This window comes from Ignavibacteria bacterium (assembly GCA_036262055.1).
Taxonomy (GTDB): domain Bacteria; phylum Bacteroidota; class Ignavibacteria; order Tepidaquicellales; family Tepidaquicellaceae; genus DATAJP01.
Genome location: DATAJP010000002.1, coordinates 1 through 16689, shown reverse-complemented (window position 1 = coordinate 16689; position 16689 = coordinate 1). Strand labels below are relative to the sequence as shown.

The window sequence follows — 16689 nt, the reverse complement described above, 5'->3', positions numbered from 1 at the left end:
TGACATGTTTAAACACTTAAAACAATCGCTTATTCTAACCATATTTTGTATTTTAATATTCGGAGCATTATTCCCTATGTTAATAGTAGGTATTGGAAAAATATTCCCCAATCAATCAAGCGGATTACCTTTGTATAAAAACGGCGAAATAATCGGCTATGAAAACATCGGACAAAGTTTTAACAAAGATAAATATTTTTGGGGAAGACCTTCGGCGGTTGATTACAATGCAGCAGGTTCGGGTGCTTCAAACAAAGGACCCTCGAATCCTGAGTATTTAACTCTTGTGCAGGAAAGAATTGATACTTTTTTAGTTCATAATCCGGGAATAAATAAATCGGATATCCCGTCCGAACTTGTGACAGCTTCGGGTTCGGGGCTTGACCCGCACATAACTCCGCAAGGAGCATATGTGCAAGTTAAAAGAGTTTCGGCAGCAAGAAATATTTCTGAAGATAAAGTTAAACAGATTGTACAGTCAAACATTGAAAAACCTGCATTAGGATTTATCGGGCAGGAAAGAGTTAACGTTTTAAAATTAAATCTTGCATTAGATGAGTTAAGATAATTGTGTTAGAGAGCAAATTTAATAAAACGGAATCAGTAGATAATTTTCTTGAGCTTCTCAAAAAATCCAAAGAGGGAAAGCTCAAGATTTATATCGGTATGGCAGCCGGAGTTGGAAAGACATATAAAATGCTTCTTGATACAAATGCCTTGATTAATAATGGAGTTGATGTTGCAGTCGGTTATATAGAAACGCATGGAAGACCTGAAACGGAAAGATTATTAAAAGGAATTCCTTTGCTCGCGCGCAAGAAAGTTTATTATAAAGGTAAGGAATTTGAAGAAATGAATCTTGATGCAATTTTGCAGAGACAACCTGAAGTAGTCGTTGTAGATGAGCTTGCGCATACAAATGCGCCGGGAAGCAAAAATGCAAAACGATATCAGGATGTTCTGGATATAATTAATAGCGGAATTAGTGTTATAACTGCTGTGAACATTCAACATATTGAAAGCTTAAACTCTATTATTGAAGAATTTACAGGTGTTAAAGTTTCGGAAACTGTTCCTGATAATTTCATTAACTTAGCAGATGAAGTTGTAAATATTGACATAACCGTTGATGAACTTATAGACCGTCTTGAAGCAGGAAAAATTTATAAGCGGGATAAGATTGTTACCGCTTTAAATAATTTTTTCAAAAAGGACAATCTTTTACAATTACGTGAGCTTTCGTTGAGAGAGGTTGCCAATAAAGTTGAAAGAAAAATTGAAAGTCAGGTTCCTAAAAATGAAAAACGCTCATTCGAGAGAATTCTTGTGTGTATAGGAACTAATTATAAGCTGAATGAAAAACTTTTAAGGCAAAGCTATAGATTTGCGGAACGTCTCGATTGTGCTTGGTATGTTTTATTCGTAGAAACAAATAAAAATTCTTTCGAAACAGTTGACCTTGAAACACAAAGATACTTAATAAATAATTTTGAACTTGCAACAAAGCTTGGTGCAGATTCTTCGGAACGGATAAAATCGGAACAAATAGCAGAAGCAATAATGGATTTTGCAAAGCAAAACGACATTACAAAAATTATTATAGGTAAACCACGAAATAAATCTTTTTTTAAGAAGATAGGCGAAGAAGATATATTAAAAGAACTTGTGAATAATCTTGAAAATTCTAATTGGGATTTGGAGATAGTTGCCTAATGAAACTCAAAAATAAAATATTATCAGGTAATTATATTATCGGGTTTTTCTTTGTTGTTGTCAGCATATCTGCAATTTATATAATAAATCATCTCGTTTCGTCTTCGGATAATATATTAAAAGATAATTTTAAAAGCGTAATCGCAATTCAGAAAATGATTGATGCAATTGACGTTATGGATAATGCGATTGCAATTCAAAACTCAAATAATGATAGTTTAAAAAGCATTGCGATAAAAGAATTTGAAGATGCTAAACAAAAATTTGATGAAAATTTCTTTATTCAAAAAAATAACATAACAGAACCGGGTGAAGGTGATTTGGTAAATAATGTAAATATTAATTATAGTAAATATTTATCTGATTATAGTAATTTAAAAAGCAATTTAACCTATGATAAATACATATCGAAGCTTCATCCTGTTTACAGGAACATAAAAGCAGATTGTTATAAATTGCTTGAACTAAACGAGAATGCTATTGCAAATAAAAATGAAAAATATAAAGATTTTTCAGCATCAGCAGAGATTTTTATAGAGGTTATTATTATTGTCTCAATAATTCTATTAATTTTATTTTTGTATCAGGTGCCGTCTATAATTATTAATCCTCTTAAACAGTTAAATACAAAAGTAAAAGCAATAACTAATAAAAAGTATTCTGAACGTATTGAAGTTAAGTCCAATGATGAGATAGGAGAGCTTTCAAAATCATTTAACGAAATGGCTTCTAAGCTTGAAGAATTTGAAAAGCTTAGTATGGAAGTTCTGATTTCTGAAAAGAAACGAACTGACCATATTGTAAAAAGCATAAACGATGGAATAATTGTTCTTGACGAAAAAGATAATGTAATTTTAATAAATTACATTGCTTCAGAATTGCTCAACATAAAAGAAAAAGATATTCTCGGTAAAAATTTTAATGAACTTGGTAAATATAATAATCTTGTAAAAAATATTGTTGATAAGATTGAAAATTCCGGCGGTAAATATCTGCGGATAGTTTATCGTGATAAAGAAGAATATTTTATTAAAGAAATTACAGATATAAAAGATGAAGCAACTAACAGAAGCTTAGGAAAAATTATTTCATTAAAAAACGTTACAGGTTTTAAGGAAATTGACGAAGCGAAGAGCGGATTTATTGCAACAATTTCGCATGAATTAAGAACTCCTTTATCTGCTATGCGCATGAGTTTGAGATTGCTTGATGATAAACGCATTGGTGAACTGAATATCGAACAAAGCAAACTTATCCACATGATGCAAAATGAAGTAAAAAGATTATTAAAACTTGTAACAGAACTATTAAATCTTGCAAGAATTGAATCAGGTAATGAAATTTTCAAATATCAGGAAATCGGCGCAGAAGATTTAGTAGAAGCGGCAATAACTCCTGTATTGCTTCAATCAGAACAAAAGAATATTAGCCTCGATATAAACATTGCAAAGGATTTACCGAATTTATTAATTGATGCAAATAAAATTGCTTGGGTGCTTATTAATTTTTTGAACAATGCAATACGATATTCACCTGATGGAAGTAAAATTTATATCAAAGTCAGGAAGGACAACATTTTTTTAGAATTTTCCGTAAAAGACAACGGTCCCGGTATTGATAAAGAAAATGTAGATAAAATCTTTGATAAATATTTTCAGGTCAATCTTAAAAACCTTGAGATAAATCAAACAGTGGTTACGGTCTTGGACTTGCAATCTCAAAAGAGTTTGTTGATGCTCACGGCGGCAATATATGGGTAATGAGCGAACTTGGAAAAGGCAGCACTTTTTATTTTAATCTGCCAATTAAGAAAAGTAGTTAATTCATTTTCCACTCTTTTACCACTACAATTTCAAACTCTATTTTAAACCCTTGTAATTTCATTACTTGTCTTTTCACGTTACATTCTGCATCGGGAAATAATTATGAGGTTTTGAATACTTTGGACTTTGTTGTATCAAGTATTTGCTTGTGAAACTATTAATTATCAATTTAAATGCAAAGTTTGGGATGTGAACTGCAATTACAATTTATAAATAAATAACTCAAAACTTATTATTTGATTTTTTACTTTTATCTTCAAACTTCAATAGGTTTAATAGAAATTTGCAGATAATAAAATCCAGGATTTCATTTGATATAAATTCTCTTTTATCAAATGTAATTCACAGAAATTTTTTACTAACTCAATTAATCCATTCAAAGCAATTCACTTTAATCACTGCCCCATCAGGATTTGGTAAAACGCTTCTTATTGCCCAATTTCTTAAAAAAGAGAAAATAAAATTTTCGTATTATGAGTTGTCTGAGAGTGACAAGAATCTTTATGTGTTTTTGCATTATTTCTTATACTCAATAAACGATAACCCGGAGAAATTTAAAGAAGAAATTAATCTGATAGAAAGTAATAAATTAGCATTGTCAAAATATACTGTCAATAACTATCCTTTAATTGAGAGCATATTATCAGGGATATTTGAGAAAATTGCTATACCTCCAAACCAAATGTATTTTTGTTCAGTAATTGAAAACATCGATTTGATAAAAAAAGAATTATGGTTTAAATCTTTTATAAAAGCAGCCTCCAAATTTGCTAAGAGTAAAATAAAATTTATATTTACCGGAATCCATATTCCTGAAAGTCTTTTTATTCCCTCTATATTAAATGGTCAGTTTTCTTTAATTGATAAAAATGATTTTGAATTATCAACCGAAGAAATAAATAATTTTTCTGATGTGGTCTATAATCATAAAAACTCTATTGAAGAATGCGAACAAATAAAAGAATTAATTGGAGGATGGATTTCGGGTTTGCATCTTTTTTTCCACTCCGGTTTTTCCAAACCTCAGAAAAACTTTACTAATCGGAAAATTATTTTATTTGAGTATTTTAATTCGGAAATTCTCAGCAATATTTCTTCAAATGAAAAAGCTTTGCTGTTTAAGTTATCTTTTCTGAACGAGATTAATGAAGATATTCTGAAACACCTTATCAAAAACGCTAAAGGGTCAGAGACATTGCATCTACTTAGTAAAAAAATTCCGTTTTTAGCATACGAGGAAGGAAACAATTATTTTTATTTCAGCGGATTATTTAAGGAATTCCTTAATAAATTTTATAACGAAGAGGAGCCGGCAAAAAACAAAAAAGACTTTTTTAATAACTGTGCAAAGTATTATGAACGGAAAGAAAATTATGATGCTGCCTTTGAATTTTATGAAAAGTCCGGGAATCACAAAAAGTTAATTGAGATAATTACTGAAAATTCTTTGCAAATGTATAGGAACAGTGAATTTTATATTGTAAGCAAATGGATAAATACATTAGACAAAAAAATATTATTTGATAATAAAGAGGTTTTATATATTTATGCATTGTTGTTAAAAAACTATCTTGAAGAACGTGAAAAATCTAATGAATTATTTTTGATGTTTTTAAAAAAATCAAAGCCGGATAATTTTACATATTATAAAGCGATTGCTCATATTGCTGAAAATTTTATTTATTTAAAAAATTACAATAAGGCGTCGGAAAATCTGAAAAAATATTTAAAAAAAGCTCCGCAAAAATTTAAACCGATATTTTTGTTCCGGCTCCACTCCGTTAACTATGCTCAATATAATTTTGAAAAATGCAGTTCTTATTTGCAGGAAGCATTGGACATATTATCGGGTATTAAAAATAAAGACAGTGATAATATTTCCTTGAGAAACAGTATCTTAAATGCCTTAGGAAATATTTTCTTTCTCAAAGGGAATTTTCATAAATCCATTCATTTCTATAATCAGGTGCTTGAATTTATAAGCAATGAATATAACAAGTTTGAAACCCGTCTTAATTTATGTGAGGTTAACTCAAAGCTTGGGAATTTTGAAAATGCTTATGGTATTTTAAGTGAACTTGAAAGACAGGACTCGCTTTCTCAACTACCGGAGCTAAGAAATAAACTTAAACAAAACTTTATGCTTCTTAAATATGAGGAAGGTAAATTAAATGAATCTTTGGAGATTGCAGATGAGCTCTCGGCATCATCTGATGGTCCGGATGAAAATACTCTTCTTTTAAAACTTAAGATTTATTTTATATTAAACGACAAAACAAAAATTAAAAATAATCTGCATAAAGAGGAAAAATTTTTCAAGAATAATGAAATTTTGAACCTTGAATTTCAGATACTAAAAAACTTGTTCATAAATAAATTTCAAAATCTAAAGTCTTTGTTAGATAAACTCAAATCATTTGGGCTTGTTCTCAAGGAAATAGAACTGTATTCGATAATAATTTTTTATCTTATACGAACCGGAAGGCATAAAGCCGCAGAAGAATATTTAAACATTTTGCAAAATCTGAATTCAAAAACGAAATATACTAACATAATGAATTCATTTTTAAGTAATGATAGAAGTTTATATGACACGATTATGAAATTGAAAATATACCCAAAATATTTTAATGACTTATATCTTGAAATTCACAATAACCAATTTGATTTTTATGACATTAAGGTAAAATATTTCGGAGTTCCGGAAATTTATTTCAGAGGTGCTAAATTGGCCGATACTCACTGGAAGAGAAACAAGTTTAAGGATATTTTTTTATATTTATATTTCAATATAAGTAAAAGGATAAGCAAAGAAGAACTTCTTGAAAGGTTTTATCCGGATGCCGATAAAAACTATGCAGATAATATATTTCATCAGTTTTTATCTAATATGCGCTCAGTTTTTTCAGAAATGGATAATAATGCAAAACTTGAATTTATTCTTTATAAAAATAAAATTTTTGAATTAAATCCAAATTATATTTTTACTTCCGATGTTAAAATTCTGGAGAAAATAATCAAAGAAATAAATACCGGTGAGAATAAAAATCTTTCTTATTTAAAAAAGAATTATAACGAACCTTTTATGAAAAATTATTATGATGAATTTGCCGAAAATCAAAGAGAATATTATGCAAATGTAATTTCAAAACTGTTGAAATAATCATTTGAGTAATACCATTTTTCTCGTTTCATTGAATTTTCCTGCCTCAAGTTTGTAATAATAAACCCCGGAAGATAAATTATTTCCATTAAAAATAATTTTATATGTGCCGGGTTTTAAGCTTTCATTAATAAGAACTGCTATCCTCTTTCCTCTCAAATCATAAATTGATAATCTTACTGTCTCTTGCTTTGCAATCTGAAACTCAAAATTAGTAAAAGGATTAAACGGGTTCGGATAATTTTGTCTCAGGTAGTAATTTGAAATTTCAGAAACGTGTTCCTTTATGTTAACAGATATGTCGGAATTTTTATAGACTTGAATGGAATCTGTTAAATTATAATTGTTTCCCGCCATCCCGCCGGGTGCAAAAATTCTAACCGGTGTTACAGCGTTTATGTCAGCGCCTGGAAACGTTATTTCAAAACCATCAATTCCGGTATGACAAATTGGAAGTAATGCATCATCCAAAGGCTGGTATGTATCATCATTGAAAACGTATTTAAAAGCTCTGTCAAACGGAGGAATGTTATCATGATGCACAACTACATTGCCTCCGACAAAAACTGCGATTCCTGCAGACTTAAAAGCCATTCCTCCGTGAGCAAAAACTCCGCCGATTGGATAAGGTGCTCCCGAATCCCAACTTATGTCATTAACTCCTCCCGCGTTGTATGTTATTTTCCCTTTAAAAGTCTTACTGCTGAACTCGGTATCATGTTTTCTGCCCCCTACATATACAAGTTGTGAATCATTCATTGATACGAGCGCGCCTTCAGATAAATTTTTATTTATAGGAGTACTTAAAAACCATTTATTTATTTTCGAATTAAAAAAATAAACATTGTTTGAAACAGAATCCGATAATGATAATCCTCCGGCGATGAATCCAAACTGGTTTTTTGTTGTTGCGCTTGAATTAAATATTTCTGCAAGCGGCTTGGGAAGAGTATCTCTCAATTCCCAGATTCCGACTGTCGGCGCAACTCTGAGCTTATAAGTTTTATTTGAGATTTCATAATTAAACTTGCTGTTGTTGTCCTTATAAATAATGCCGTTTCTTCCGCCGGTAAATACAGAAGTATCTCTCAGGGGCTCAGCAATGGAATATAAATTATTCGGTGTTATTCCCTTTCGCCTGTTCCATTTTGCGCCGCCGTTTGTTGACCATAGATAAACGCCATTGTCTCCGCATGCGACAAGGTTGAGCGAATCTGAACTTTGGATGTTTCTTAGCTTATAAGTTATGCCGGATGTCTGAAAGCTCCAGTCCATTCCTCCGTTTGAAGAATATAAAATTCTTCCCGAATCTCCTACAACAATAACTTTCGTTGGTGTAAGCATCTTTATTGAATACAAAGCTTCATTTGTTCCGAGCGTGCTGAAAAGAGTCCAGTTAGTTCCGCCGTTTGTTGTTCTTCCGACTTTGCCGTCCGTTCCGCAAACCAAACCTGTTGAAGAATTTATGAAATCAATTGAATTCCATGTTGCAGTGTTGAATGAAATTAGACTCCAATTTGTACCCTGGTTTGAAGTTTTGCCAATTTGATTTGCTGTTCCACAGATAAACCCAATAGTATCATTCACAAAATCCAGTCCGTAAAAAGTTTCTGAACTCGAAAGCATTGGAGTCCAGGTAGTTCCTCCGTTAATTGTTTTATATAATTTATTTGAATCACCCGTGCAGCTTGCCCATCCCGTAAGTGTATTAATGAATTTCAGATTATATGTTTTTTTATAACTACCCGGAAGATTAACATTTGTCCAATCCAATCCCATATTTGTCGTCCTGAAAATTCTGTTTGTATCTCCTGCCGCATACCCGGTATCCTTTGAGGGAAAAACTATGTCAAATATTGTATCTCTCTGCGCAAATTTTATTTCATTCCATCCCGGCTTAAACCCTCCTGCATAATAAATACTGTCTCCGATTTTAAATCCTGCTCCGTTCATTAATCTTTCCGGCAACGGAGGCATTTCATCTATTACTCCTATCGATGCTTTCAAACGTAATACTCTTCTCGATATAGAATCATTCACAAGACCTCCCGGCATAATTATGTATTTATTGGTATCGCTTGCCGAGGTAAAAGCTATAACAGGAAAACTTGCGGCAGGTGATGGAAGTGATGCATTTAATATAAACCAGTTATTACCGGCATCGCCAACAAAGCCATAAGCAAGACACATAATTAAAAAATACAGTAAAGTTTTTTTCATATAGATATAAGAGAAAATTTAAATTTTTTTCAGTAAGGTTTTAACAAAAAATCGGTAAGGTTTCCGGTAAGGTCTGAGAATACTTTTGATATAGAATTCGATAACGGATTCAAAAACAAAAGTAAAGGAAACCAAAAAATGATAAAGAATTTAAGACTTTTTTCAGCAGCTTTTTTAACCGCTCTCTACCTCATAATTTCATTATCTGCATCAGCAGAAACCTCAACAAATAGCAATAAAAACAATCAGTTAACTTTATCTAACACAGAATGTGATACATGTATTTGCCCTTGCCCATGGGATGACCCAAATACCCGTGACGACGACACCTGCAGCTGCACAGGTGACGGAAGCGGCGGACCATACGATCCTCCTGATGATGATGAATAATAACGATTTGATGAACCAACTAAAAAGCGGGCAACACCCGCTTTTTTTATTTCAATTTTGTAATCTTTTCTAGAAGCCAATTATAATAAACAATATTATTTTTATTTTTTTCCAGGTTCTTTAATAATTTATTCTTTTTAAATAATTTATCAGATTTATTGCGAGAATTTAATTGTAGCTTTGCAAGCTCGTTCAGAATCAATATGTAATTCAAAGTATCTATTTTGTATGCATCAGTTATTTCAGTATGTGAGTTATAAAATTTTTGTATGCTTTCAATCTGTGAAATAACATTTTCATTATTACCCAATTCGTATTCGGTTCTTAGCAGCATTTTCTTTGCGTTTGTGTAAATATAATAATCTTTAAAATTTACCAAAGTTAAATAAAACAAAGATTTTTCATAATTCTTTAATTCATAATATAATTTACCATAAGAATAGTTTTTAACATCGTCCCTGAATTCAGGTTTAATTTTATTTTTATAATTATCTATGAATGTTTTTGTCCACTCAAATTCCTTGGCAGACAATCCTGATTGAATAGCTCTCACAAAATTTATATGATTTATATAAAACTTACTCAGCAGTTTATTTTTCTCTATATATTTATAGATCTCAAAATTTTTTCTTGAATAAACTGAACGAAGTCCGGGGGTTCTTAAACCTACATAAGTGTAAATATTAGATAAATCTATTAAAGGTCTTAAAATGTTTTTCTGTGCATATTTTGAATACACAATATGTTCTAATTCATCCAATAAATTTTTATCTAAGGTCAGTTGAATTCTTAGCTGGAGATAATTTCTATATAGCTCGGGTTCATTTTCCATTATAAAGTCTTTATTGGAATTTATGTACTTATCAATCTCATTAAAAAAAGTGAAGTGATAAGAAACATTTTTATTCACACCTTCTACCGAAGTCATTGATTCATACAAATAAATTTTCTTCAATACGAACTCAAGGTCAAGCATGTCGGATTTTTTTTGAAAAATTTCTTTCTTTTCTTTTATGCTTTTGTGAAATAACAGTTCGAATCTTTCACACAAAAGCCGCGTGCGGTTTTCATAATACTGGTCAACTTCCGAACGGTCTTCCTCATTCAACAAATCTATTTCTTTATATAACCTGTCAAACTTATCCTCAACTCTGTTTTTTCTTAACTGTTTTAAGAGCTTGAGATTATAATCTATTTTATCATCTTCAAGCTCTTTTTGTATGGCAAATTTATCTATGTGTTTATTAAAATCGGAAATCAGCTTGCGAATGCTTGTATCCTTGAACGGCTCGCCTGGATACATAAAGGCAGAAAGGTCTTCCCGATTCAGTTTATTCTTATGTATCAGATCGTAATTTTCTTTAATGAATTGGAATAATTTTATAAGGCGTGGGAGCTTATTGAAGTATGGAGAGTTTATAAAATCTTCAAATTTGGATAATTCCTCGTATGGAAGAAGCTGTAGATTTATGTCTAAATTTTTCTTCAAATGAATTTTATTCCCCCGTTAAAATTCACAAACTGCCATCTCCCTCCCGTAAAAATAGCTAAAATATTAAGTTTTTCAACTGCCAAAATGAGAAATTTACAAAATTAGAATTCACAAACTCAATTTTCATTCTTTGGAAATGGAAAATAATAATCTTAAACTTGCTTAACGGAAACCAACACTTGAAAATAAAATTCCAATAATTGAGATGAATATACCTTCAAAGAATGCATTATTTCTTATGAAACAATTACTTAACTTAACAACCGGAGTTAAAAAGCATTTAAACACTTGGCCTTTAAGCAACGGTCCTACCCCTGATAGCATCGCAGAAGTTACAAGTCACATAAAAAACCTGACTGATGAAATTACTGTAAGAGAAAATGAACTCACCGAAAAGAGACGCGAACTGAATAAGTTTATTAATGAGCATGCAAAGACAATGTATGTAAAAGTTCGTGATCAAATATACAGCATTCACGGCAAGCGTTCTGAAAAATTAAAAGACTTCGGACTAAAAAGTTTAAATAATAAAAATTAAAAAAATAAACAAATAAAAATGAAAACATTAAAACTTCTTTGTCTTTTGTTTGTTGCCTTTCAGTTTTTGGGGATTAATTTAACTGATGCAAATGCTCAATCGGTAACAATTAAAATGAAAAGACCTCCGTTAAACCAGCTTGGCATTGCGGATTTATATAACATCGAGCTTGCAAATAATACTAATGAAAGAGTTGAGTTTTATCTCTTTGGAACTCTTACGGAATCTAAAACCGGTATGATTGCCACTGCAACAACAGTGCCCATAACACTTGGTCCGAAAGAAAGAAAACAATTTAAGGCAAGTGACTTGCCTAAAACGCCTGACATTTCCTATCCTAATTCGGATAACAGGTATAAGGAAGCATTGATGCGAAAAGGTTCTTTGCCCGATGGTAATTATACCATTTGTGTAACTGCAAAACAAACCGGCACAAATGAAGAAATAGGAAATGACTGCATTGAACAGGAAATATTAATTCAAAGCGAAATTGAAATATCTTTATTGACTCCGGATAATAAAACTCAGATAGGACCTGATGAACCTGTAATTTTCAGCTGGACAATCTTAGGCGGAAAAACGGATGGTCCTTATAAAATTAAAATTGTTGAGATAAAGGGAAATGAGTCACCGGATAATACAATGCTTAAGAACAAAGCATTTTTTGAAAAAGAAGAAATCCGTACACAAATGTTTCAGTATCCGTCATCAGCTCCGAAGTTTGTTGAAGGGAAAAGTTACGCATGGCAAATTATTTCTGGAAAAATAAAAAGTAATATATTTTTATTAAATCTTGGTTCACCAATATCCGATGAATATAATTTTATAAGGCAAGATTTACGGTCAATAAAAACACCTGAAGCTGAAATTGAAAAAATTATTGAAAAATTTAAACGGGAAAATTCTGGAGTTAAGCTGCCTTTTATTTTAAGTACTGGTCCTGACAGAACAGCAGGACAGCCGTGCACTAATGGCGGTTTTGAAATGAATGATTTTAGCTCATGGAATACGGGTATATCAGGAAGTAATTCAGGGGGATTGCCTATAGGAACCGGGTTAAATTTAAATAGTACAGGGAATGTTGCCGCTACATACACAGGAGGCTTTAATGCTGAAACTTTTTGGGGAAGGCATATAATTCTACCCGATGGAAATTGGGAAACAAGTACAGGTCTTGATCCAATTCTCGCTCAATTAACTACACCATATAGTCTTCCTGTTGTTGCCCCGGGAGGAAGCACACGTTCATTAAGATTAGGAAACCCAAAAACAGGTCTTGGAGCAGAAAGCATAAGCCAAACTTTTTTAGCTTCAAGCCAAAATTTTTCATTTAGCTATGCAATAGTATTACAGGAAAGCCATTCAGGCGCCGGAGGAGCAATAAACGGCAGTGAATCTTTTCTTTTAGTACGAATATTGGATATGAGCGGGAATGAAATATATCGTCTTGAAGAGGTCGGAGCACCGTCTAATCCTTTTGTATCATTCGGAACACTCCCCAGCAGCACATTTATTTTTCAGAATCAAAATTATAGTATTGGTCAGAGAATTTTTTATAGAGATTGGTCATGCGTCAACATAACGCTCCCTCCTGATGTTGTCGGACAAAATGTTACAGTCGAATTTATAACCGCTGATTGTTCTGGAGGAGCTCATTGGGGATATGCGTATATTGATAATGTCTGTTTAGGATGCTCAGGCTCAGGTAATAATAACGGCTCAAACGGTATCAACAACATAACCGGGAATTGTGTACCATTACAAATCTGTGGTTCATATCAGCCGCCCGTATTGAACGGAGTTTCAGGAACTCTTCAATCAATTAATTTGCAATTCTATCAAAACGGCACTCCTGTTTCGGGATATGGTCCATTTACTCCGGTTATTAATGCATCAAATCAAACATATTGTTTCAATATAAGCCCGTCTGATTTTCCAACTCCTCCTAATCCTGATGGATTTGACGTTGTTACAACAGTAAATTTTAGCTTAAACGGTGGAACAGTTCCTGTTTCTTCAGGTTCATTATCAGGTTTCGTTGCAGGTCAAAATAATGACTTCTTTGTAAATTGTTCGAATCCTTGTGATTCACTTTTAGTAACTGCACAAGCTAATGCAGGAGGTGATTGCTGCTGGACTATTAACCTGATTAACAACCAAACAGCAATAGGAATAAACGGGGTACAGTTTTTAACTGAAGCTCCAATAACATTTTCAGGTTATCCTGCCACGCCTCCTAATTCACAATGGCAGTATCAGAGTTCAAGTCCAACAAATTTATCATTAGTTAACGTATCGGGAAATAATCTTTCTCAGGGGCAGACTAATAATTTCATAAATTTCTGCCTGAATAATTATGTTACAACACCGCAATCAGTAATTGTAAATTGGAAGCATAATGATTCAACAGTGTGTACAGATACATTGAAGCTTAATTGCCAGAGAGACTGCATGCAATTAAACGTTGACAGTGTATATTGCTTCGGTAGCGGATACAACATTAATTTTTCATTCTTAAATCAGGCAGGATTTGATATACATACTCTTGAATTAACTCCGGTAACCCCGGGCATATTAATTACTCCTGCCCTTATAACTTTAAGTCCTGATGTAATCACCGGAAATACTTCCGGAATGCAGACAATATCCGTATCAAATGCAGACGATTTATCGGAATTATGTTTTGTAGTCAAAGCCATCGGACCTGAAAATTGCTGTTTCTGTATAGATACTATTTGTGTTCCTGTTCAATCTTGCATCTGTTCTGATGTCGATGCAAGTGCAAGCTATGTAGGTCCCGGATGCTTATGGAATGTAACTTTGAATAATAATTATTTACCAAATTACTTTACAGGTGTAAGTCTCGATATATTAACATCAGGTGTAACTTATTCAGGCACAATCACTGCGCCAACAGGATGGATGTTAAATAATCCTTCACCATTTACAACTGTAACATATAAACCATTGCCGTGGACAAATAGCGGAAAAATTCCTGGCGGAACAACAACACCGTTAAGTTTTTCATTAGCCGGATATACATCATCTCCGACAACTATAGTTGTTAATTGGTTGACCGCAAGCGCGGCTGGAGATTCAATTGTTTGCCGTGATACTCTTATTTTAAACTGCACTCCACCGCCTTCAAACAATGGATGCCTTGGAATCTTCAATGATTCATTATGGTGTAATGCTGACGGGACGTTTGGGTATCAATTCCAGGTGTTCAATGCAGTTACAGGATTCACTGCCGATGGTTTTGCACTATCACCTCTTCCGGTCGGTTCTGCAACATTTAACCCGGCCATATTCCCGGGATTAAATTTACCTTCATTGACCAGTTCAAGTAATTTAAATACAACAATTTCAGATATAAATCCGGGAGAACAATTGTGTTTCAGAACAACTATGTATGATAGTATTTATTCTATAAACAACCAGACATGGTCAACACTATGTTGTCACTTCGATACATGCTATACTATGCCGGTTTGTGGAAGTGTCGGACACGATTCATGTAAATGCGGACAATGGTTAGAACCATGGGATGACATTTCGGAACAAATAAAATTAACAGTTGGTAATGCTGCCGGTAGCGCAACATATTATGTTGACTGCAATTATAATCTATCAACCCCTGTAGGTCCATTACCTGCAGGAAGTACAGTAACGCTTCAAGCAAGCTATCAATGTAATCCATATACATGCGCTTCTGTTTATGATTGGTATTTAGTAAATACAACAACATCCCAGACTATTGCATCGGGTTCTGATGTTTCAATGCCAATTAATTTTGCTCCTCCCGCTAACGTCGCAGCAACCTATCACTTTGTTCTTATTCCGAATTGCGGAACTAACAATTGTGATACTTGCGGGTTTTATTTTACTACTACTACCGGACCCACTCCTTGCAATTGCTCGCTTGGAAGCTGGAATTCAACAAACAACTTAATAAGCTATACAACTGGCAGCACACCGATGAATGTTTCTATGAGTAATGGAGCAATGTATACTGTTAACCATAACAGCAGCGTTACAATAACTCCATCTTATAACTGTCCACCAAATTGCGGTCCGGTTAGTTACTTTTACAGAATAAATAACGACCCGGTTGTTTCAGGTCCATGGACAATAACAAACATAACTTCAGTAAAAGACATGATGATTTTTGCAAAATGTGGGGATAGATTCTGTGATTCAATGAGAATATCAATAAGACCAAGTCAACAACAGGGATGTAACTGCGGAGTTAATAATCCTTTTACAGGAAATATAACAATCTCAAACCCAACTACTAATACGCAGCTTGCTTGCGGAACTAATAGCGGAGCTACATTTGCATCCGGTAATTATACTTTTCAAGCTCCGTCCTTTCAATGTCAGGGTGTTCCTCAATGCAATCCTGTATACGGAGCCACACTTATACGAAATGGAGTTATAATAGCTGACAATCAGTTACTTCCCGGCAATACTTTTGCCGCGAACCTCCAGGGACCAATTGTATTTAACCAAACGGTTCCGTACACAGTCAAATTCAAAGTTTACTGTAACGGTGTTTTATGTGACAGCTGTCAAGTAAGCTTCAGAGTCGGGACAACAATTATTAATCACACCGGTACGGTCATAAGTAGAATTCGAGACCGCGTAATTAATCCAAACACCGGCGTATCTCCGACAATTTTTAACCCTGTAAACACGTTGACCCCAACGTTTACTTTTAGTAATGCAAATACAGGAGTTTTAAGATTAGTTGAACTTGCTCCGGGAACATCGAACAAGATTGATTTCAAAACTTTAAATGATGCTGAAGGTATTTTTGAGATTCCTGTCAACAATGCTAACAAGGTCGAGTTTCCTCCGGAAGTGAAGTCTCTTAAAAGCGGAGCGAAATATTTATGGGTATTGTACAGCATAGATGAAAAAACTTCAGATGTAGATGTGCTTGAATCAGGGTTATTCGTCGCAGGTATGAATGATAGATATGATGTTATAATTGGCAAATGTGAAGACTGCGGCAAATGTGATTTATGCTTTGAGTATAATGGCGAGTGTTATTGTATCACAAAGAAAAAATAGAACTTATAAAATTAAGCCCTGATTTTTTCATCAGGGCTTTCTAAATAAACAAAAATATGAAAACAAAAATATTTTTTTTAATATTGATTTCGATAACATATGCTTCTATTTCCTATTCACAGGTGGCTGTTACGCTTCAGCAGCCGCCTCCGTTTCAGTTTAAGGCAGATAACCTGTGGAAGGTAACACTCACAAACACAGGCGCATCCGTTAATGTTTATCTTTTCGGAGAAGTTGTAAATGCATCTACAGGACAAAAAGTTGTTGAAGGGAG

Annotated in this window: 10 protein-coding genes; 8 read left to right on the top strand and 2 right to left on the bottom strand. The window is 33.1% G+C overall.

The annotated features are described in order from the left end of the window. Positions 1-4: 4 nt before the first annotated feature. From VHP32_01790 to VHP32_01775, 4 genes are all read left to right on the top strand, one after another. Entirely contained in the window at positions 5-568 is a 564-nt protein-coding gene (locus VHP32_01790; protein HEX2786607.1) for a K(+)-transporting ATPase subunit C, read from the top strand. Positions 569-570: 2 nt separating this feature from the next. After that, the gene (locus VHP32_01785) at positions 571-1713 is read left to right on the top strand and encodes a sensor protein KdpD (protein HEX2786606.1); all 1143 of its coding nucleotides are present in this window, start codon (positions 571-573) and stop codon (positions 1711-1713) included. Next, positions 1713-3473, top strand: coding sequence for a histidine kinase dimerization/phospho-acceptor domain-containing protein (locus VHP32_01780; GenBank protein ID HEX2786605.1), 1761 nt, complete (start codon positions 1713-1715; stop codon positions 3471-3473). The genes VHP32_01785 and VHP32_01780 overlap by 1 nt, the downstream gene beginning before the upstream one ends. A gap of 346 nt (positions 3474-3819) precedes the next feature. Then, positions 3820-6699, top strand: a complete 2880-nt coding sequence (locus VHP32_01775; protein ID HEX2786604.1) for a hypothetical protein — start codon at positions 3820-3822, stop codon at positions 6697-6699. Here the strand turns inward: VHP32_01775 and VHP32_01770 are convergent, their stop codons facing one another. Next, positions 6700-8919 (bottom strand): YCF48-related protein, encoded by a 2220-nt coding sequence (locus tag VHP32_01770; GenBank protein ID HEX2786603.1) that lies wholly within the window; start codon positions 8917-8919, stop codon positions 6700-6702. It abuts the gene before it with no gap. Positions 8920-9057: 138 nt separating this feature from the next. Between VHP32_01770 and VHP32_01765 the strand changes: the two genes are divergently transcribed. Beyond that, on the top strand, positions 9058-9309 hold the full coding sequence (locus VHP32_01765) for a hypothetical protein (GenBank protein HEX2786602.1): 252 nt from the start codon (positions 9058-9060) through the stop codon (positions 9307-9309). Positions 9310-9355: 46 nt separating this feature from the next. On the opposite strand, the gene VHP32_01760 is transcribed toward VHP32_01765, so the two are convergent. Continuing rightward, positions 9356-10798, bottom strand: a complete 1443-nt coding sequence (locus tag VHP32_01760; GenBank protein ID HEX2786601.1) for a hypothetical protein — start codon at positions 10796-10798, stop codon at positions 9356-9358. Between the two features lie 241 nt (positions 10799-11039). On the opposite strand from VHP32_01760, the gene VHP32_01755 reads away from it, so the two are divergent. The 3 genes from VHP32_01755 to VHP32_01745 form a co-directional block, all read left to right on the top strand. Next, a complete protein-coding gene (locus tag VHP32_01755; protein HEX2786600.1) occupies positions 11040-11339 on the top strand; it encodes a hypothetical protein in 300 nt (99 codons plus the stop codon). 18 nt (positions 11340-11357) lie between these two features. Beyond that, complete coding sequence (locus VHP32_01750) at positions 11358-16415, top strand: hypothetical protein (GenBank protein ID HEX2786599.1); 5058 nt, start codon at positions 11358-11360, stop codon at positions 16413-16415. A 56-nt stretch (positions 16416-16471) separates the two neighbouring features. Next, a partial coding sequence (locus tag VHP32_01745; GenBank protein ID HEX2786598.1) for a hypothetical protein occupies positions 16472-16689 on the top strand: 218 nt, incomplete at its 3' end.